We start from the raw sequence: 18,185 nt of genomic DNA on the forward strand, positions 1-18,185 counted from the left end.
TGAGATGGCTGTGACATACATCCGGATTAACGCTGATGGGCGCGCCACCATTCCTCGGCGAGCACCCCGGTGGCAACCAGTTCGGACGGTCCGCGCAGGTAGCTGGTGGTCTCGGCGATGGTGACGTTGACCACGCCGCCGGGAATTCTGACCTCCACCGTCCCACTGGCCACCCCACTGTGCTGCAGCGCCGCCGCTGCGGCCGCCACGGTTCCGGTGCCACAGGAACGGGTCTCCCCCACCCCGCGCTCGTGCACCCGCATGTGGACCGCGCCGTCACGAGGCGCGGTCAGCACCTCGACGTTGACGCCCTCGGGGAACTGCCCGGCGTCGAACTGCACGGGTGCGGCGACGTCCAGGGCAGCGAGCTCGACCTCGGTGAGGGTGTCGTCCACACACGCCAGATGCGGATTGCCGACGTCCACGCCCAGCCCGCTGAAGCGACGGCCGCCCACGACCGCCACACCGGTGCCGAGCCGGTTGATCTTGCCCATCTCGACGGTGACGTCGGCCCGGAAAGCGTCGAAGCCGTGCAGCACCACCGGCCGGGGACCCGCCAGCGAGGCGACGACGAAGCGATCCCGAGATTCCCAACCGGCCGCCCGCAGATAGTGCGCGAACACCCGCACACCGTTGCCGCACATCTGCGCGATGGAGCCGTCGGCGTTGCGATAGTCCATGTACCAGTCGTCGTGGGCGACGCCTTCGGGCAGCCGGTCGAACACGCCGGCGGCCTGCGCGGCGCCCGCCGTGGTCACCCGCAGCACGCCGTCGGCGCCGATGCCGCGCCGCCGGTCGCAGAGCGCGGACACGGCGGCCGGAGTCAGCGACAGCTGCGCCTGCACGTCGGGAAGCAGCACGAAATCGTTCTGCGTGCCGTGCCCCTTGGCGAACTCCACCAGGTCAGGATACGGCGCGCCACACCCGCAGCGTGTCCGCCAGGGCCGCGTCGGACGCGCCGTCGAGCCAGTGCACGCGGTGATCCCGGCGGAACCAGGACCGCTGCCGCCGCACGTAGCGGCGGGTGCCCACGTAGGTGGGCTCCCGGGCGGCCGATCCGTCGCCGCCGGCGTCGAGGTCGGCGAGCACCTGCGCATAGCCCAGCGCCCGCGCCGCGGTCACCCCCTCCCGCAACCCGTCGGCAGCCAGGGCCACCACCTCGGCGACCAGGCCGTCGTCGAACATGGCGTCGGTGCGCCGGACGAGCCGGTCGTCGAGCTGCGGGGTCGGCCAGTCCAGACCCACGATCGCGGTGTCCCAGCGCGCGGGCCCGATGGTGGGCGCCGACGCCGCGAACGGTTGGCCGGTCAGCTCCACCACCTCGAGCGCGCGCACGATGCGCCGGCCGTCGGTCGGCAGTATCGAGGCGGCCGCCCCGGGGTCCACGGCGGCCAGTTCGCGGTGCAGCGCCGCCACCCCCAGCTCGGCGAGGCGGCGCTCGTACCGGTCGCGTACGGCCGGGTCGGTGGCCGGGAACGCCCAGTCGTCGAGCAGCGCCTGGATGTACATCATCGAACCGCCCACGATGATCGGCACGGCGCCGCGCGCCGCGATCGCCTCGACGTCGGCGGCCGCCGCAGCCTGGTAGCGGGCCACCGACGCGGTCTCGGTGACGGCCAGCACGTCGAGCTGGTGGTGCGGGACGCCCCGCCGCTGGTCGACGGGTAGCTTCGCGGTCCCGATGTCCATCCCGCGGTAGAGCTGCATGGCGTCGGCGTTGACGATCTCTCCGCCGAGCCGTTCGGCCACCGCGAGGGCGAGCGCGGACTTCCCGGTCCCGGTCGGGCCGATGACGGCGATCGGTCTGGTCATGGCCGCCAGAGGCCGACGAAATAACCCACCCCGTAGGGCGCGGCGCGGTAGAGCTCCCGCGTCGCCCGGGGCCCGGAGTCGACCAGACCCGCCAGTACCTGATAGGCGACGCGGCCGACCACCGATGCGGGTAGCCGCGTGAGCGCGGCGCTGTCACCGGCGGCCAGTGCGTCGTCCAGCGCCGCCTGCACCGGCAGCGAATCGGGGTCATATCCGCCGGGGGCGGGCGGGGTCAGGGTGTGGCAGCCGTCGGCGACGACGAGCACGCCGACCGGATCCGCGGCCTCGTCGATCAGGCCGCGCAGATCTCGGCCACGAGCCACGGCGGCCTCGGCGGGGTGGTCCACGGAGAACACCCGCACCTCGGCGGATGCCCCGGGGGCGAACCGGCCGCGCACCCAGCCGGTGATCAATGCGCACAACGGCAGTTGCACCGGCGCCGGCACCGGGCCGTCCGGGGGTGACAGGGTCACGGGCACGTCGGCGCCGTAGCCGGCGAGAGTGCCTGCTCGCGGCGGGGTGAGCACCGCGTCGTCCGGACCGACGCCGAGCGCCACCCAACGGTCCGGCAGCGTCTCGACGGCGACAGCGACGGCATCGCGCAGATCGGTCAGCTCGTCGGCTGCCCCGCCGGCCAGTTCGGGCACGAGCACGGGTGCGGACGGCATCAGGGCGACGGCGGACAGCACGCCACCAACCTAGGCCACGACCTGTCGACAACCGGCGGATGGCGTGGACGTGAAAATCAGCTGAGACGCCGCACTTTCCGATCCTGCCGACACCGTGGTCGGCCCATACTCGACCGATGGATACCCAAGGCCGTCTCATATGGCTGGCCGGCGCGGTCGTCGGCGTCGGGATGGCGTTGGCCGGGTCGCCCGCCGTCGCCCACGCCGACGTCGAGTCCTCGGCCACCGGCGCAGGTCCGCAGACTCCTCGGTCCGGGGTGTCGGCGTCCGCGGCGACGAACGACTCGCCGGTTGGGGGCAGCGACGACGAAGTCCGGGACCGCGGGCGCGGCACCCAGGGCGTCGACCGCACCCGACGCGACGACAGCGACGAGCGAACCGTGTCGGCGCCGGTCTCGCGGCGGATCGCCGCACGCGCCGCCGCGGCGGCCGACGAATCCCCCGGCGCTCCGGCACCCGCGGCACCGGTGGTGCAGACCGTGCTCGCCGCGGCGAGCCGTGAGCAGCGCGGTAGCCCGGCACGGGCAGTTCCGGTCGCTCCCGGACTGTCGGTGCCGTCGGACGCATCGCCGGCCGGCCTGCCCGGGGACCCGCAGCCCGACGACAGCGTCGCGACCCCCTACGGAGACATCGGCTCGTGGTCGCTGCAGCCCAACGGTCAGATCTCCGACTGGCTCGGCCAGCGGTATTTCGGCGACCGCGCACTGCTGGAACCGGTCAACGTCGTGGTGCTCGACCGCGGTTCCAGGACCCCTGAAGAGTCTGCGCAGCGACTCACCGAGGACCTGACCGCGGCCGGTTTCCCGGCACGCACCGTCCACAGCACGGGCTACCGCGGATTGATCGACGGCGTCATCTACGACCAGGAGCCCACCGGTGCGCAGGAGGCGTTCTCCAACGACTTCTACCTGCTCCCCAACGACCACGCCCGGTTCTTCGGACCGGCTCCGGCGCCCGACGGGGTGGGATACGTCTGGACCGCGACGCTCAGCCGCGAGGAGGTCGGGTTCTCCGGCGGGCAGCTCACCCACACTTACGTGTCCTTCGTGGCGGCGCGAGACACCCTGCGCGACAGCCTGATCGGTCACGGTGCGGCAGATCTCGGCGCGTTGTTCCTGGGCAACGCTGTGCAGAATCGCGAGGAGACCACCGGGGACCACGACGGATTCGCCGCCGTCGTCGAACTGCGCGCCACCGGGGTGCGGCGCCTCTAGATTTGGGCGGTGCTGCCGGCAGCCTCGCTACGGGCCAGCGCAGCGGTCGCCGCGACGATGGCGGTGGCGGCCACGATCAGGGTCAGCCAACCGGCCTCACCGGGCCGCATGGTCTCGCCGAGCACCACCACGCCGAGCACCGAGGCGACGACCGGTTCGGCGACGGTCATGGTGGGTAGCGAGGCGGTCAGCGCGCCCGCCCGGAACGCCGCCTGCTGATAGGCCGTGCCGGCGACGGTGACGACCCCGAGTGCGTAGAGCTCCGGGGTGGCGAGTACCGCCGCCAGCCCGTCGTCGAGCCGTTCAACCACGCCTTTGGTGAGTACCGCGAACACCCCCCACAGCGCTCCGGAGACGAGGGCCAGCAGCACCGCCCCTGCGGTGCCGCGCCAGATCCGCGCCCCGATCGCGCAGAGCACGAGCGCCGGCCCCAGTACTGCCGCGACCACCGCCCAGACCTCCAGTCCGGCGCGCGCCTGCCCCTCGGTGGGATTGCCCACGGTGACGATCACCGCGACCGCCCCGGCGAGCAGCACGGCCCACAGCCATTCCCACCTGGTGACCCGGCGATGGGTGAGCCGGGCGTTGATCGGGAGGGCGAACAGCAGCGAGGTCACCAGCAGTGCCTGCACCAGGAGCACCGAGCCGAGCCCGAGGGCGGCGGCCTGCAGCCCGAACCCGGCGACGGCGACAATTCCGCCCGCCCACCACCGTGGATCGCGCAGCAGCTGCCAGAGCAGCGCGAGGTGGCCGGTCGGCTCCTCGGTGACGGCGTGAGCCGAACGCTGCTGGATGACGTCGCCGATCGCGATGAAGAAAGCGGCGCCCAGCGCGAGGAGCGCGGCGATGTCCGCGCGAGCCATGTGGTCTCCGGTCGGGTTCGTGAGGAACGGCTCAGCCGAGCCGACGAGGGTCTGAGCGTGCCCAGGAACCCCGCGGTCGCGCAAACCGAAGGGGTCAAGTGTGCGCGCACCCCGCGGTGACCTGTTTGAATAGCGGGCGAAGCGTTGTCGCTTCTGATCGGACACCAGACAGAGGGCGCCGCGGTGCGCGGCAGTGCGCGGAACACCCGCGCGGATTGTGCGAGGACGGATATGACGACCAGCGAGCCAGGCGGCACTTCCGAGGTCACGGACGCGACCGCGGCACCGGCGCCCCGACCGGTGCCCACGCCGGGTCCCCGACCGGCCCCGCGCCCCGCACCCCGGCCGGGTCGGCCTGCTGCGCCCGTGGCCGCGACGACGGCCAACGATCCGCACCGCTACGGCCGCGTGGACGACGACGGCACCGTGTGGCTGGTGACCGGATCCGGCGAGCGGGTCATCGGCTCCTGGCAGGCCGGCGAACCCGAGGCCGCATTCGCCCACTTCGGTCGCCGGTTCGACGATCTGCACACCGAGGTGGTCCTGCTCGAGACCCGGCTGGCGTCCCACGCCGGCGATGCCCGCAAGATCAAGGCGGCCGCCGCGACGCTGGCCGAGGGCCTGCCCGAGGCGCACGTGCTGGGGGACGTCGATGCGCTGGCCGCACGCCTGAGCGCCATCGTGGAGCACGCCGACGAGGCCGCGCAGGCCGAGCGGGCCCGCCGCGACGAGCACCGCGCCGCCCAACTGGCCCGCAAGGAGGCGCTGGCCGCCGAGGCCGAGGAGCTGGCCGCCAATTCGACGCAGTGGAAGAGCGCGGGTGACCGGTTGCGCGAGATCCTCGACGAGTGGCGCACCATCACCGGTTTGGACCGCAAGACCGACGATGCGCTGTGGAAGCGCTACTCGGCCGCGCGTGAGACGTTCAACCGGCGCCGCGGGAGTCACTTCGCCGAGCTCGACCGGGGCCGCGCCGGGGCGCGTCAGGCCAAGGAAGCGCTGTGCGAACGGGCCGAGAAGCTCGCCGGGTCGACCGAGTGGGGACCCACCAGCGGCGCCTTCCGCGAGTTACTGGCCGAGTGGAAGGCTGCCGGCCGCGCCGCCAAGGACGTCGACGATGCCCTGTGGCAGCGCTTCAAGGCCGCCCAGGACACCTTCTTCGCCGCCCGCAATGCCGCCACCGCCGAACGCGACGCCGAGTTCCGCACCAATCTCGCGGCCAAGGAGGCGCTGCTGGCTCAGGCCGAGCAGCTCGACACGTCGAATCTGGACGCCGCCCGGGCCGCACTGCGCACGATCGGCGACAAATGGGATGCGATCGGCAAGGTGCCGCGGGAGCGCAGCGCCGACCTCGAGCGGCGGTTGCGGGCGGTCGAGCAGCGGATCCGCGACGCTGCGACCTCCAACCGGGTCGACCCGGAGGCTCAGGCGCGCGCCGATCAGTTCCGCGCCCGCGCCGAACAGTACGAGCGCCAGGCCGAGAAGGCCGCCGCGGCGGGCAAGACCAAGGACGCGGAGAAGGCCAGGGCCAACGCCGAGCAGTGGCGTCAGTGGGCCGACGCCGCGGTCGAGGCGCTGGGCAAGCGCCGCTAGATCCTCACGCGCCGGGCGGCGGCCGCTTGTCGTCGTCGTCGAGCAGTCCCCGCTGTTCGGTCTCGGCGGCGCGGCGGCGTCGCTCCTCTTCGGCGGCCAACTGCACCGCGGTCCTGGTCCACACCACCCGGGCCCAATGGAACGTCAGGACGATGACGGCCAGCCAGCCCACGATCAGGCCGATGCCCGGGCCGGGGTACGGGTCGGCTGCGGTCTGCCGGGACCACACGGCGAGCATGCCGATGACACTGGCCACTGCGGAGCCGGCCAGCGCGATCCAGGCCACGGCCCACCGGCGGGTCAGCAGGGCCAGTATCGAGAATCCCACCGAGAACACGATCGCCAGGATCGTGAAAACCCGGGAGGGAAGCGAGACGCCCTCGCGGGCCGCGGCGTCGGAGGAGACCAGCACGTCGAAGCCCCTGGCGCCGCCGGTGTGCGGCAGCACGAACGACAGCAGCACCAGGAATACCAGGATGGCGACGACCAAAGCTCTTGCGCCCGGATCGAATTCGCGCGCCACACGCCGTTCGGCGGCTTCCAGGTCGCCCTTGAAGTCGTCGAACTCGCCGGGACGGGTCACCGCGAACACCCCGTTGCGGGCGCAGGCGCGGGCACCCCGATGCCCGGCATCCCGAGACCGGTGCCGGTGCGCGGACGAAGCCCGGCGGCGTGTGCGTCTCCGGCGCGGGTGCGACGGTGCGACAGCAGTTCGGCGTCGGCGATCAGGTGATGCGGCGCGGCCCCGGTGACGGTCGTGGTGACCACATCGCCGGGGCGGATGGCGCGGTCGGCGGAAGAATTCGAGCCGGGCGCGAAGTGGACGAGCCGCCCGTCGCGGGCGCGGCCGGACATCCGAGCGGTCGCGGCGTCTTTGCGCCCCTCGCCGGTCGCGACGAGCAGCTCGACGGTGCGACCCACCTGGGCGAGGTTCTCCTCCAGTGAGATCTTCTCCTGCAGCTCGATCAGCCGTTGATAGCGTTCGCTGACAACCGATTTCGGTAACTGACCGGGCATGTCGGCGGCCGGGGTACCGGGGCGCTTCGAGTACTGGAACGTGAACGCGCTGGCGAATCGGGAGGCCGCGACCACGTCGAGGGTGTCCTGGAAGTCCTCCTCGGTTTCGCCGGGGAAACCGACGATCAGATCGGTGGTGATCGCGGCGTGCGGAATCGCTGCGCGGACCCGGTCGATGATGCCCAGATACTTCTCGGCGCGGTAGGACCGGCGCATCGCCTTGAGGATGCGGTCCGAACCCGACTGCAGCGGCATATGAAGTGCCGGGCAGACATTCGCGGTCTCGGCCATCGCCTCGATCACGTCGTCGGTGAACTCGGCGGGGTGCGGCGAGGTGAAGCGCACTCGTTCCAGGCCGTCGATGCCGCCGCAGGCGCGCAACAGCTTGGCGAATGCGCCGCGGTCGCGGGGCAACTCCCGCCACATCGTCGGGTCCTCGCGCAAGCGCTCGTCCGCTGCGAACGAGACCCCGTAGGCGTTGACGTTCTGACCCAGCAGCGTCACTTCGAGCACACCCTGGTCGACGAGCGTCTGCACCTCGGCCAGGATGTCGCCGGGTCGCCGGTCGACCTCCTTGCCGCGCAGCGCCGGAACGATGCAGAAGGTGCAGGTGTTGTTGCAGCCCACCGACACCGACACCCAACCGGCATAGGCGGATTCGCGCGCCGCGGGCAGCGTGGACGGGAACTCCTGCAGAGATTCGGCGATCTCCACCTGCGCCACCCGATTGTGCCGGGCGCGCTCGAGCAGCGTGGGCAGCGCGCCGATGTTGTGGGTACCGAACACGACGTCGACCCACGGCGCCCGGTTCAGCACCGCCTCGCGGTCTTTCTGGGCCAGGCACCCGCCGACGGCGATCTGCAGGTCGGGGTCGGACTGTTTGCGCGGCGCGAGATGCGACAGGTTGCCGTAGAGCTTGTTGTCGGCGTTCTCCCGCACCGCGCAGGTGTTGAACACCACCACGTCGGCGTCGGCGCCCTCGGCGGCGCGCCGGTACCCGGCCGCCTCGAGCAGCCCGGCCAGCCGTTCGCTGTCGTGCACGTTCATCTGGCAGCCGTAGGTGCGGACCTGGAAGGTGCGTGCGGGACGAGGCGGCGCCGCCACCACGTCCTGGGTCACCGTCGAAGTCACGGCCCCAATGGTACGGGGGCGTCGGATTGACGAGTTCCGGGCACATGGCAGCGACCCTGGGTAAGGTCAGCTGCCATGGTCGAACCGACGCAGACGGCGCCGATGATTTCGATGCAGGGGGTCAACAAGCACTTCGGCAGCCTGCACGTACTCAGGGACATCGACCTCATGGTGCACCGCGGGCAGGTGGTCGTCGTGCTGGGACCGTCGGGTTCGGGCAAGTCCACGTTGTGCCGCACCATCAACCGCTTGGAGACGATCGACTCGGGCAGCATTGCGATCGACGGCGAGGAGTTACCCGCCGAAGGCCGCAAGCTCGCGCAGTTGCGCTCCGACGTGGGCATGGTGTTCCAGTCGTTCAACCTGTTCGCGCACAAGACGATCCTCGACAACGTGACGCTGGCGCCGATGAAGGTGCGCAAGCTGTCCAAGGAACAGGCGCGCGAGTCGGCGATGGCGCTGCTCGAGCGTGTCGGGGTGGCCAACCAGGCCGACAAGTATCCCGCTGCGCTGTCGGGCGGGCAGCAGCAGCGCGTGGCGATCGCCCGCTCGCTGGCGATGAACCCCAAGGTCATGCTGTTCGACGAGCCGACCAGCGCGTTGGATCCGGAGATGATCAACGAAGTGCTGTCGGTGATGTCGTCGCTGGCCGGCGAGGGGATGACGATGCTGGTCGTCACCCACGAGATGGGTTTCGCGCGCCGCGCATCGGACCGCGTGGTGTTCATGTCCGACGGCGCGATCCTCGAGGATTCCGATCCCGCCCAGTTCTTCGACAATCCCCGCACCGATCGCGCCAAAGACTTCCTCGGCAAGATCCTCCACCACTGAATACCGGCGAAAGGAACGCTATGCCTGTTTTCTCCACGTCCGTTCTTCGGAAGCCCTCCCTTTCCGGACGCGTCGTCGGTGCGCTGGCACTGGCCGCCGCCCTTCCGTTCGCGGCCGTGGCCTGCGGGGGCGGCGGAGGCGGCGACGACAGCAAGATCGTCATCGGCACGAAGTTCGACCAGCCCGGTCTGGGCCTGAAGAATCCCGACGGCACGATGAGCGGCTTCGACGTCGACGTGGCGACCTACGTCGCCGGGGAACTCGGCTACGCACCGGACAAGATCGAGTGGAAAGAGTCCCCGTCCGGGCAGCGCGAGACGCTGATCCAGAACGGCCAGGTGGACTACATCGTCGCGACCTATTCGATCACCGATGCCCGCAAGGAGAAGGTCGACTTCGCCGGACCGTATCTGCTCACCGGTCAGAGCCTGCTGGTCCGCGAGGACAACACCGACATCACCGGTGCGGCGTCGCTGCAGAACAACAAGCGACTGTGCTCGGTGTCGGGCTCGACACCTGCACAGCGGATCAAGGACGAGTATCCCGGGGTGCAGCTGCAGCAGTACGACACGTACTCGGCGTGCATCGAGGCACTCAAGAACGGCGCGATCGACGCGGTCACCACCGACGAGGTGATCCTGGCCGGATACGCCGCGCAGGATCCGGGTGCGTTCAAGGTGGTCGGCGGGACCTTCTCCGAGGAGCGCTACGGCATCGGCCTGAAGAAGGGCGACACCGAGCTGCGCACCAAGATCAACGATGCCATCGAGAAGATGGAATCCAGCGGGGCGTGGAAGGAAGCGTTCGACAAGAACCTCGGCCCGGCGGGCATCACTGCGCCGACGCCGCCGCCCATCGATCGCTACTGACCTCGAGGACCCGCTCCGGCCGTGGAGATATTCACCGAATACCGCCCGCAGATCTTCGAGGCGTTCTGGACCACGATCCAGCTGACGGTCTTCTCCGCGGTGGGAGCTCTCGTCCTCGGTACGGTGCTGGCCGCGATGCGGCTGTCGCCGGTGCCGGTGCTCAACTGGGTGGGGACCTCCTACGTCAACATCGTGCGCAACACCCCGCTGACGCTGATCATCCTGTTCTGCTCGTTCGGGGTGTCCCAGACGCTGGGCATCACGCTGGTCGACCCGCAGTCGACGACGTCCATCGAGGACAGCAATTTCCGGCTGGCGGTGCTCGGCCTGACCGTCTACACCGCGTCGTTCGTCTGTGAGACGGTGCGCTCGGGGGTGAACACCGTGCCGCTGGGTCAGGCCGAGGCGGCCAGGTCGCTGGGTCTGACGTTCGGTCAGAATCTGCGGATGATCCTGCTGCCGCAGGCGTTTCGCGCAGTGTTGATCCCGATGGGTTCGGTGCTCATCGCGTTGACGAAGAACACCACCATCGCCTCGGCGATCGGGGTGGCGGAGGCGGCTCTGCTGATGAAGGAGATGATCGAGAACACCGCTGCGCTGATGGTCGTCGGGACGATCTTCGCGGCCGGATTCATCATCCTGACGCTGCCACTGGGGCTGGTGTTCGGCTGGTTGGGTAGGCGCTGGGCGGTGGCGCGGTGATGAGCGCTTGCGCGAAGAACGAGACGCCACTGATGAGCGCTTGCGCGAAGAACGGACAACAATGAGTTCGGTCCTCTTCGACGCCCCCGGCCCGCGCGCCCGGCGGCGAAACCACATCGTCACCGTCGTCACGGTGCTGCTCCTGGTGGCGGTGGTGTGGGGGGTGTACGCCCGGCTGCAGGCCAAAGGTCAGCTCGACGCGGCGAAGTGGGAGCCGTTCCTGACCTCGAATCTGTGGACGACCTACGTGCTGCCCGGTGTCGAGGGCACCCTGACCGCCGCGGCGGTGTCGATCGTGCTGGCGCTGGCGCTGGGCTTCGTGCTCGGGGTGGGGCGGCTGTCGGTGATCGCGCCCATTCGGTGGCTGTGTGCGGTGATCGTGGAGTTCTTCCGCGCCGTACCGGTTCTGATCATGATGATCTTCGCGTACTTCCTCTACGCGTTCTATGAGGTGTTCGCCTCGCAGTATCTGGCGCTGGCCGGGGTGATCACGGGTCTGACGCTCTACAACGGCGCGGTCATCGCCGAGATCGTGCGCGCCGGGGTGGCCGCGTTGCCGCGTGGACAGTCCGAGGCGGCGTCGGCGCTGGGCCTGCGGTGGGGTCAGACCATGCGCTCGGTGCTGTTGCCGCAGGCGGTGACCTCGATGCTGCCGGTGCTGGTATCCCAGCTGGTCGTGGTGCTCAAGGACACCGCGATCGGCTACCAGATCACGTTCGTCGAGATGGTGCGCCAGGGCACCGTGGTGGGGTCGTCGTACGGCAACTACATTCCCGCCCTCATCGTGATCGCGTTGTTGATGATCAGCGTGAACTTCGCGCTGTCGGCGGTGGCCACCCGATTGGAACGCCGGCTGCGCCGGTCGCGGCGCGGGCCGGCTCCGCTGGAGGCCGACGCCGTCGAGCAGGAGGGCGCTCCGGGCGCGAAAGCGGTCTGACTGCTGCGGTCGTCCCGACTTCTCGCCACGATCGGCGCCCACGGCGGGCTCACCGGGCCACACTGAGCGGATGATCGAGACGCTGGCGTTCGACCTCCTGCCCGAATCGACGCTGCGCAGTGTCGTCGACGTCGCCGTGCGGCTGGTCGAGGCCTGCGGAGCGGTGGTCATTGTGGCCGGCGCGCTGGTCGCGATCACCAAGTTCGTCATCGCACTCACCCGGCGCGACATCGGCGAATTCACCGGGGTGCGACTCACCCTGGGCCGATTCCTGGCGCTCGGTCTGGAGTTCCAGCTGGCCAGTGATGTGCTTCGGACCGCGATCTCGCCGTCTTTCGACGAGATCGGGAAGCTGGCCGCGATCGCCGCGATCCGGACCGCACTGAACTTCTTCCTGGCCCGCGAGATCGCCGAGGAACAGCGCACGGTCGAGCAGCAGCGGGGCGAACGGCGGACGACGGAATCGGCACCGTGACCACGATGGTTGTCGGCCTCTCGTGGTGTATCGCCGGCGCCGGGATCGTCCTGAGTGCCGCGACAGTGCTGATGTTCCGGCAACCGGCACTCGCCCTGCACGTGCTGCTCGACCTGCTACTCGCCGCGGGCCTGCTGCGGCTCAGCGCCGATGCCGACTGGCCGGCGATCGCCGTCACCGCCGCGGTGATCCTGCTACGGCGTCTGGTCACCGGCAGTCTGTTGAGGGCCGTCAGACCCGACGGCGTTCGCGCTCCCCGGCCAGTTCGACACTGACCACGTCGGCGGCCATCGTCTGGCCGTATCCACGGCGAGCCAGCATGCCCACCAGCCGCCGCATCACCTTGGTCTGCTCAGCCGGATCGTCGTCGAGCCTCTCCCGGCGCAGCCGCGCACGAACCAACTCTTCGGCGCGTCGGCGTTCGGCTCCCGCGTCGATGTCGGCGAGCGCTTCGGTGATGACCTGCGCGTCGACGCCCTTGCGGCGGAGTTCGACAGCCAACGCGCGCTTGCCTTTCCCGGCATGAGTGTGTCGGGATCGGACCCACTGCTCGGCGAAGTCCTCGTCGTTGATCAACCCGACGTCGGCCAGCCGGTCGAGCACGCGTTCACCGACGTCGTCGGGATAGCCCCGTTGAGTGAGCTTTGCGGCCAGCTCCGAGCGGGTGCGCGCCCGCGCGGTGAGCAGGCGCAGGCAGTACGCCCGCGCCTGCTCTTCGCGACCCGGTTCCGATGCGGCCGGCTCAGAAGTCAACGGGCGCCGGGAGGACGTCGTCATCGGTCACCACAGCGCCGATGTTGAGCTTCTCTTTGATCTTCTTCTCGATCTCGTTGGCCACCTCGGGGTTCTGCAGCAGGAAGTTGCGGGCGTTCTCCTTGCCCTGCCCCAGCTGCTCCCCTTCGTAGGTGAACCATGAGCCCGATTTGCGGATGAAGCCGTGCTCCACGCCCATGTCGATGAGCGAGCCCTCCTTGCTGATGCCCTTGCCGTAGAGGATGTCGAACTCGGCCTGCTTGAACGGCGGCGACACCTTGTTCTTGACGATCTTGACGCGGGTGCGGTTACCCACGGCGTCGGTGCCGTCCTTGAGCGTCTCGATGCGGCGGACATCCATGCGGACCGAGGCGTAGAACTTCAGCGCCTTACCGCCCGTGGTGGTCTCGGGGCTGCCGAACATCACGCCGATCTTCTCGCGGAGCTGGTTGATGAAGATCGCGGTGGTACCCGAGTTGTTCAGCGCACCGGTCATCTTCCGCAGCGCCTGGCTCATCAGCCGGGCCTGCAGGCCGACGTGGCTGTCGCCCATCTCACCTTCGATCTCGGCGCGGGGAACCAGCGCGGCCACCGAGTCGATCACCAGGATGTCCAGCGCACCCGACCGGATCAGCATGTCGGCGATCTCGAGCGCCTGCTCCCCGGTGTCGGGCTGCGACACCAGCAGCGAGTCGGTGTCCACACCGAGCTTCTGGGCGTAGTCGGGATCGAGCGCATGCTCGGCGTCGATGAACGCCGCGATCCCGCCCGCAGCCTGGGCGTTGGCCACCGCGTGCAGCGCCACGGTGGTCTTACCCGAGGATTCCGGGCCGTAGATCTCGACGACCCGGCCGCGGGGCAGGCCGCCGATGCCCAGCGCCACGTCCAGGGCGATGGATCCGGTCGGGATGACCGAGATCGGCGCGCGGACGTCGTCGCCGAGCCGCATCACCGAACCCTTGCCGAAGTTCTTGTCGATCTGCGCGAGCGCCAGTTCGAGGGCCTTCTCGCGATCGGGGGCCTGCTGCGCCATCTGTCTCTCCGTCCTCATGGATGTTCGGGTGACCGGGCGATCCGGTCGGTTGGCTGCGACAGTAGAGGTGGCCACCGACAAGTCACCGCGGACGAACACCGACCACGTTAGCGAACGTGTGTTCGATGGCAAGGAGGCGCGCCGGACGAGGCCTCAGCGCACCGTCGGGTTCACCACTGATCGCGCGGGACGTCGAAATCGGCACACAGCGCCCGCCACACGTCACGCGGCTCGACGCCGTCTTCGATGGCCTGAGCGGCCGTCCGGCCACCGAGGGCGGTCAGCACATGGTCCACCAGGAGCGACTGCCCGCGGACCGGTCCGAACTGACCCTCGACGAGCTCGCGGAATTCCGTCAACCGCACGAAGACCAAACTACGCGAGGGCGTCCTGGCACACCTGTACCGGATCGCTGACCTGCGTCGCGCCTGCCCCGGCCCGCCGTGCCGCTTCGCGGTAACTCGGCGAAGCCAGCACCGCACCGACGGCCCCCGCCAGCGCGTCGGCGGTCAGCGGACGCACCAGTTGTGCGCTGCCCTGTCGCACAACACGATTGGCGATCTCCCACTGGTCGCCACCCCCGGGCACCACCACCATCGGCACGCCGGCCAGCAGCGTCTTGGCCACCATGCCGTGTCCGCCGCCGCAGATCGCGAGATCGGCATGGGTCAGCAGTTCGTCCTGCCTGCCCAGCCCGACGACGGCCCAGGGCGGCACGGGGCCGTCCGCGCCGGACAGCCGCGACACCACCACCCGCGCGCCCACCGGCAGCGTCTGTCCCGGGATCAGCGCCTCCAACGCCACCTCGGCGATGTCCCGCTCCCCGATCTCGGCCGTCGACGGCGCCACCAGCACCACCGGACCGTCTCCGGGTGGGAGCGGCAGCAGCGTCGAGGTCGGTTCGAAGTGCAGCGGTCCCACCACGACAGCCTCGGTGGGCCAGTCCGGACGCGGCACCTCCAGGGCCGGCAGGGTCGCGATGAGGCGCCTCAGCGGTCCCGGGTCGTCGGCGGGCAATCCGATCCCGGCCCGGGCATGGGCGCGCTGCCGCAGGCCGTCGCGCCAGGAGCGGGCCGTCAGCGCCCGCATCACCGAGTCGCGCACCCGGCCCCGCAGCCCCACCCCGGGAGCCAGACCGCTGCCCAGCGGCGGCAACCCCTTCGAGGGCCGGTACAGCGGATGGGGGTTGAGCTCCACCCACCCGATCCCGAGCAGTTCAGCGGCCATCCCCCCGCACGCGGTGATCACATCGGAGACCACCAGATCAACGCCCAACTCGCCGATCCGCGGGGCGTTGAGCACCGCCATCCGCGCCGCCCGCCGATGGATCTTGGCGCCCGCGTCGGTGTCGTCGTCATCCTCGGTCGGGTCGAGGCCCGCGAGTTCCTCGGCGGCGATGCCGGCGGCCCGCGCGGTGTCCAGCCATTCGACGCCGGTGAACAGGGTGGGTTCGGCACCGGCCGCCAGGAATTTCCGGCACAGGGCGATCGCGGGAAAGGCGTGGCCGGGATCGGGACCGGCGACGACGGCGACACGCACCGACCCACCCTGTCACAGTCTGCGAAGGCTCTGGGCGTACGGATGCACAGGGCTACGCTGGCCGCATGACCGATGCGAGCAACGGCACCACTTCCGCCATCGACAGCGCCGCGACCGCCCGCGTCGTCGAGTCCTTCCTCTACGCCCTGCAGGACGAGGACTTCGACACCACCGACGCCCTGATGGCCGACCACATCGCCTGGCACAACGTCGGCTTCCCGATCATCCGCGGGCGCCAGCGCATCTCCGGTCTGTTCCGCCGCGGCCAGGGCAAGTTCGGCTTCGAGGTCAAGATCCATCGCATCGCGGCTGACGGCACCACGGTGCTGACCGAACGCACCGACGCGCTGGTCTTCGGTCCGTTGCGGGTGCAGTTCTGGGTGTGCGGCGTCTTCGAGGTACATGCCGGGCGGATCACGCTGTGGCGGGATTACTTCGACATGGTGGACTTCCTGAAGGGCACCGTGCGCGGCGTGCTGGGTGCGGCGGTCCCGTCGCTGCGCCCGACGCTGTAGGCCGCACGCGTGGGCCGCAGAGGAAATCCCGCACCCGGCCCGCGGCCGGGGCCGCTGCAGTATCTCGCGTATTGCTACGGCAAACGGCTCCCCGACGAGATGAGCGGATGGGTCGCCGAGGATCTCGCCGGCGAGGGCGCCACCAGACGGATGATGGTGCGCGTGTTCCTCCCGGCGGTGTTGGTGATGGCGCCGTTCTGGTTGATCCCGACCACGCTGGACGTGCACCTGAGCATGACGCTGCCGATTCTGATCCCGTTCGTGTACTTCTCACACGCCCTGAACAAGGTGTGGCGCAAGAACATGTTGCGCAAACACGGTCTGGACCCCGCTCTGACCGATGTGATTCCCCGGCGCAAGAAGGCCCACATCCACCAGGCCTACATCGAGCGGTACGGCCCGCGGTCGGGGCCGCCGAGTTCCACCGACCTCTAAGCCGTCCGGTAGCGGCCCGGCGCGGTCGCGCCCAGCTCGTCGAACGCCTGGGCCCAGCCCTGCAGCCGGTCGGTCGCGTCGACCAGTTCGTCACGGTAGCGCCGACCGTACATCGGCGAACTCGACATCGGTCCGCTATTCACCGTCGAAACCAATTGCGCTGCCGCGCTGACCATTTCGTGGTACTGACGCACGCCCTGGTCCATCTGCGCGACGAACGAGGCCACGGTCGGCTGCAGATGCGCGCGGGCCTGCGGCGACGACGCCATGGCCCGTTCCATCGAGACCACTTCGGCGGCGGTGGCAGCCATCGTCGCGGCGCTCTGCTCGGCGGCGACGCGGAGTTCGCGCAACTCGCTGGCCGGCAGCATCCGGCCGCGTTCCAGCACGCCCAGCAGCGATGTCAGACCCCGCTCGGCGGAGACCAGCGCGGCCATCGGCGCCCGCGCCGCGGAGTTCCACGGGGGCAGTCGGCGGGAGGAGCGCGTGCGGACCGGCGGTAGCGGTTCGGCGCGTAGCCATCGGTAACGCAGGAGCAGCAGAGTGGCCGGGAACATCGCGCCGGCCGCGATGGCACCGGTGATGATGAACACCCAGAACGGAGTGCTCCACGACGCCAGCACGGCGGTGACGACCAGCCAGAACAGCGTGGTGACGGTGAAGAACAGACCCAGCCGCAGGGCCCAGCGGCGCTTGCGCAGCAGTTTGGCCCGCGGGTCGGAGGCGGCGTGCAGGCGCTCGGCCACCACGTCGGTGAACTCGGCGGCACTGTCCACACCGCGCTGCAGCACCGAACGCCACGCCGACGGCGTCTGCCTGGTCTGGACCTTCACTGCCTCACCTCACGAAACTCACTGGGACAGAGGATTTTCCGGGGTCGCCGGGGTCGCCGGCGCCGGGTTGGCGGCCGGGTTCGGGGTCGCACCGCCCGAGGGAAGGGCGTCGCCGCGCATGGAGGCGCGGATCTGCTCGAGGCGGGAGTGTCCGGCCATCTGCACGCTGGCCTGCTGCACCTCCAGCATGCGGCCCTGCACGGAGTTCTGGGCCAGCTCGGCTTCGCCCATCGCCGTCGCGTAGCGGCGCTCGATCTTGTCGCGCACCTCGTCCAGGCTGGGGGTGTTGCCCGGGGCCGCCAGCTCGCTCATACCGCGCAACGAGGCGCTGACCTGCTCCTGCATCTTGGCCTGCTCGAGCTGCGACAACAGCTTGGTGCGCTCGGCGATCTTCTGCTGCAGCATCATCGCGTTCTGCTCGACGGCCTTCTTGGCCTGACCGGCGGCCTGCAGCGCCTGATCGTGCAGCGACTTGAGGTCTTCGACCCCCTGTTCGGCGGTCACCAGCTGGGCGGCGAAGGCCTCGGCGGCGTTGTTGTACTCGGTGGCCTTGGCGGCGTCGCCCGCCGCGACGGCCTGGTCTGCCAGCGTCAGGGCCTGGCGCACGTTGACCTGGAGCTTCTCGATGTCGGCGAGCTGGCGGTTGAGCCGCATCTCCAGCTGGCGCTGGTTGCCGATCACCTGCGCGGCCTGCTGGGTCAGCGCCTGGTGCTGCCGTTGCGCTTCTTCGATCGCCTGTTGGATCTGCACCTTCGGATCGGCATATTCGTCGACCTTGGAGCTGAACAGCGCCATCAGGTATTTCCACGCCTTGGTGAACGGGTTGGCCATCGCTTCACTCCGCCTTCGTGTGTCTTGTCGACTGCGTCCAACAGGTAACTATTGCCAACTTATCGGTTCCGCACACCCGACCACACCCCCGCGGCGATCTCGGATCGGACCGC

At 69.9% G+C, this 18,185-nt stretch carries 22 protein-coding genes; 10 read left to right on the forward strand and 12 right to left on the reverse strand.

Annotated elements, in window-relative coordinates; genetic code table 11:
• Positions 1-26 precede the first annotated feature (26 nt).
• From dapF to ACN27E_RS08065, 3 genes are read right to left on the reverse strand one after another with little or no spacing between them, the layout of a single operon-like run.
• Positions 27-899, reverse strand: a complete 873-nt coding sequence (gene dapF / locus ACN27E_RS08055) for a diaminopimelate epimerase (protein ID WP_422748062.1) — start codon at positions 897-899, stop codon at positions 27-29.
• 4 nt (positions 900-903) lie between these two features.
• Positions 904-1,812, reverse strand: a complete 909-nt coding sequence (miaA, locus tag ACN27E_RS08060; RefSeq protein WP_422748063.1) for a tRNA (adenosine(37)-N6)-dimethylallyltransferase MiaA — start codon at positions 1,810-1,812, stop codon at positions 904-906.
• Positions 1,809-2,501: a hypothetical protein gene (locus ACN27E_RS08065; protein ID WP_422748065.1), complete on the reverse strand. Its 693-nt coding sequence runs from the start codon at positions 2,499-2,501 to the stop codon at positions 1,809-1,811. Before ACN27E_RS08065 ends, miaA begins: the two co-directional genes overlap by 4 nt.
• Before the next feature lie 116 nt (positions 2,502-2,617).
• On the opposite strand from ACN27E_RS08065, the gene ACN27E_RS08070 reads away from it, so the two are divergent.
• The gene (locus ACN27E_RS08070; RefSeq protein WP_422748067.1) at positions 2,618-3,715 is read left to right on the forward strand and encodes a hypothetical protein; all 1,098 of its coding nucleotides are present in this window, start codon (positions 2,618-2,620) and stop codon (positions 3,713-3,715) included.
• On the opposite strand, the gene ACN27E_RS08075 is transcribed toward ACN27E_RS08070, so the two are convergent.
• Positions 3,712-4,578, reverse strand: coding sequence for a DMT family transporter (locus ACN27E_RS08075; RefSeq protein ID WP_422748068.1), 867 nt, complete (start codon positions 4,576-4,578; stop codon positions 3,712-3,714). The genes ACN27E_RS08070 and ACN27E_RS08075 overlap by 4 nt on opposite strands.
• Before the next feature lie 231 nt (positions 4,579-4,809).
• Between ACN27E_RS08075 and ACN27E_RS08080 the strand changes: the two genes are divergently transcribed.
• Positions 4,810-6,171, forward strand: a complete 1,362-nt coding sequence (locus tag ACN27E_RS08080) for a DUF349 domain-containing protein (protein WP_422748069.1) — start codon at positions 4,810-4,812, stop codon at positions 6,169-6,171.
• A gap of 4 nt (positions 6,172-6,175) precedes the next feature.
• On the opposite strand, the gene ACN27E_RS08085 is transcribed toward ACN27E_RS08080, so the two are convergent.
• Together ACN27E_RS08085 and miaB are read right to left on the reverse strand one after the other, a co-directional pair.
• Complete coding sequence (locus ACN27E_RS08085; protein WP_422748071.1) at positions 6,176-6,754, reverse strand: hypothetical protein; 579 nt, start codon at positions 6,752-6,754, stop codon at positions 6,176-6,178.
• The gene (miaB, locus tag ACN27E_RS08090; protein ID WP_422748073.1) at positions 6,751-8,319 is read right to left on the reverse strand and encodes a tRNA (N6-isopentenyl adenosine(37)-C2)-methylthiotransferase MiaB; all 1,569 of its coding nucleotides are present in this window, start codon (positions 8,317-8,319) and stop codon (positions 6,751-6,753) included. Before miaB ends, ACN27E_RS08085 begins: the two co-directional genes overlap by 4 nt.
• A 102-nt stretch (positions 8,320-8,421) precedes the next feature.
• Here miaB and ACN27E_RS08095 point away from each other — a divergent pair, with 102 nt between their 5' ends.
• The 6 genes from ACN27E_RS08095 to ACN27E_RS08120 all read left to right on the forward strand — a co-directional run bounded on the left by ACN27E_RS08095 (position 8,422) and on the right by ACN27E_RS08120 (position 12,408).
• Positions 8,422-9,150 (forward strand): amino acid ABC transporter ATP-binding protein, encoded by a 729-nt coding sequence (locus tag ACN27E_RS08095; protein ID WP_422749706.1) that lies wholly within the window; start codon positions 8,422-8,424, stop codon positions 9,148-9,150.
• Between the two features lie 20 nt (positions 9,151-9,170).
• Complete coding sequence (locus tag ACN27E_RS08100) at positions 9,171-10,019, forward strand: glutamate ABC transporter substrate-binding protein (protein ID WP_422748075.1); 849 nt, start codon at positions 9,171-9,173, stop codon at positions 10,017-10,019.
• 21 nt (positions 10,020-10,040) lie between these two features.
• A complete protein-coding gene (locus tag ACN27E_RS08105; RefSeq protein ID WP_422748077.1) occupies positions 10,041-10,721 on the forward strand; it encodes an amino acid ABC transporter permease in 681 nt (226 codons plus the stop codon).
• A 61-nt stretch (positions 10,722-10,782) separates the two neighbouring features.
• Entirely contained in the window at positions 10,783-11,658 is an 876-nt protein-coding gene (locus ACN27E_RS08110) for an amino acid ABC transporter permease (RefSeq protein WP_422748080.1), read from the forward strand.
• Between the two features lie 70 nt (positions 11,659-11,728).
• The gene (locus ACN27E_RS08115; protein WP_422748081.1) at positions 11,729-12,133 is read left to right on the forward strand and encodes a DUF1622 domain-containing protein; all 405 of its coding nucleotides are present in this window, start codon (positions 11,729-11,731) and stop codon (positions 12,131-12,133) included.
• Between the two features lie 5 nt (positions 12,134-12,138).
• Positions 12,139-12,408: a hypothetical protein gene (locus ACN27E_RS08120; RefSeq protein WP_422748084.1), complete on the forward strand. Its 270-nt coding sequence runs from the start codon at positions 12,139-12,141 to the stop codon at positions 12,406-12,408.
• Here ACN27E_RS08120 and recX read toward each other — a convergent pair.
• The 4 genes from recX to ACN27E_RS08140 all read right to left on the reverse strand — a co-directional run bounded on the left by recX (position 12,365) and on the right by ACN27E_RS08140 (position 15,458).
• Positions 12,365-12,910 (reverse strand): recombination regulator RecX, encoded by a 546-nt coding sequence (recX, locus tag ACN27E_RS08125; protein ID WP_422748086.1) that lies wholly within the window; start codon positions 12,908-12,910, stop codon positions 12,365-12,367. The two genes, ACN27E_RS08120 and recX, sit on opposite strands and share 44 nt — an antisense overlap.
• On the reverse strand, positions 12,876-13,919 hold the full coding sequence (recA, locus tag ACN27E_RS08130; RefSeq protein WP_422748087.1) for a recombinase RecA: 1,044 nt from the start codon (positions 13,917-13,919) through the stop codon (positions 12,876-12,878). Before recA ends, recX begins: the two co-directional genes overlap by 35 nt.
• Before the next feature lie 170 nt (positions 13,920-14,089).
• On the reverse strand, positions 14,090-14,284 hold the full coding sequence (locus ACN27E_RS08135; RefSeq protein ID WP_422748088.1) for a DUF3046 domain-containing protein: 195 nt from the start codon (positions 14,282-14,284) through the stop codon (positions 14,090-14,092).
• Between the two features lie 10 nt (positions 14,285-14,294).
• Entirely contained in the window at positions 14,295-15,458 is a 1,164-nt protein-coding gene (locus ACN27E_RS08140) for a glycosyltransferase (RefSeq protein ID WP_422748090.1), read from the reverse strand.
• A gap of 65 nt (positions 15,459-15,523) precedes the next feature.
• Between ACN27E_RS08140 and ACN27E_RS08145 the strand changes: the two genes are divergently transcribed.
• A complete protein-coding gene (locus tag ACN27E_RS08145) occupies positions 15,524-15,973 on the forward strand; it encodes a limonene-1,2-epoxide hydrolase family protein (RefSeq protein WP_422748091.1) in 450 nt (149 codons plus the stop codon).
• 9 nt (positions 15,974-15,982) lie between these two features.
• Entirely contained in the window at positions 15,983-16,408 is a 426-nt protein-coding gene (locus tag ACN27E_RS08150; protein ID WP_422748092.1) for a DUF5313 domain-containing protein, read from the forward strand.
• Here the strand turns inward: ACN27E_RS08150 and pspM are convergent.
• A complete protein-coding gene (gene pspM, locus ACN27E_RS08155) occupies positions 16,405-17,241 on the reverse strand; it encodes a phage shock envelope stress response protein PspM (protein WP_422748093.1) in 837 nt (278 codons plus the stop codon). The two genes, ACN27E_RS08150 and pspM, sit on opposite strands and share 4 nt — an antisense overlap.
• A gap of 18 nt (positions 17,242-17,259) precedes the next feature.
• Complete coding sequence (gene pspA / locus ACN27E_RS08160) at positions 17,260-18,072, reverse strand: phage shock protein PspA (RefSeq protein ID WP_422748094.1); 813 nt, start codon at positions 18,070-18,072, stop codon at positions 17,260-17,262.
• Between the last annotated feature and the right edge of the window lie 113 nt (positions 18,073-18,185).

The organism is Mycobacterium sp. WMMD1722 (genome assembly GCF_049315205.1).
GTDB lineage: Bacteria > Actinomycetota > Actinomycetes > Mycobacteriales > Mycobacteriaceae > Mycobacterium.

Excerpts from the sequence above, each read along its gene's own strand:
- miaA (WP_422748063.1), bottom strand. The coding sequence starts at position 1,812 with ATGACCAGACCGATCGCCGTCATCGGCCCGACCGGGACCGGGAAGTCC.
- ACN27E_RS08070 (WP_422748067.1), top strand. The coding sequence starts at position 2,618 with ATGGATACCCAAGGCCGTCTCATATGGCTGGCCGGCGCGGTCGTCGGC.
- ACN27E_RS08075 (WP_422748068.1), bottom strand. The coding sequence starts at position 4,578 with ATGGCTCGCGCGGACATCGCCGCGCTCCTCGCGCTGGGCGCCGCTTTC.
- ACN27E_RS08080 (WP_422748069.1), top strand. The coding sequence starts at position 4,810 with ATGACGACCAGCGAGCCAGGCGGCACTTCCGAGGTCACGGACGCGACC.
- ACN27E_RS08095 (WP_422749706.1), top strand. The coding sequence starts at position 8,422 with ATGATTTCGATGCAGGGGGTCAACAAGCACTTCGGCAGCCTGCACGTA.
- ACN27E_RS08100 (WP_422748075.1), top strand. The coding sequence starts at position 9,171 with ATGCCTGTTTTCTCCACGTCCGTTCTTCGGAAGCCCTCCCTTTCCGGA.
- ACN27E_RS08110 (WP_422748080.1), top strand. The coding sequence starts at position 10,783 with ATGAGTTCGGTCCTCTTCGACGCCCCCGGCCCGCGCGCCCGGCGGCGA.
- ACN27E_RS08115 (WP_422748081.1), top strand. The coding sequence starts at position 11,729 with ATGATCGAGACGCTGGCGTTCGACCTCCTGCCCGAATCGACGCTGCGC.
- ACN27E_RS08120 (WP_422748084.1), top strand. The coding sequence starts at position 12,139 with ATGGTTGTCGGCCTCTCGTGGTGTATCGCCGGCGCCGGGATCGTCCTG.
- recX (WP_422748086.1), bottom strand. The coding sequence starts at position 12,910 with ATGACGACGTCCTCCCGGCGCCCGTTGACTTCTGAGCCGGCCGCATCG.
- recA (WP_422748087.1), bottom strand. The coding sequence starts at position 13,919 with ATGGCGCAGCAGGCCCCCGATCGCGAGAAGGCCCTCGAACTGGCGCTC.
- ACN27E_RS08145 (WP_422748091.1), top strand. The coding sequence starts at position 15,524 with ATGACCGATGCGAGCAACGGCACCACTTCCGCCATCGACAGCGCCGCG.
- pspA (WP_422748094.1), bottom strand. The coding sequence starts at position 18,072 with ATGGCCAACCCGTTCACCAAGGCGTGGAAATACCTGATGGCGCTGTTC.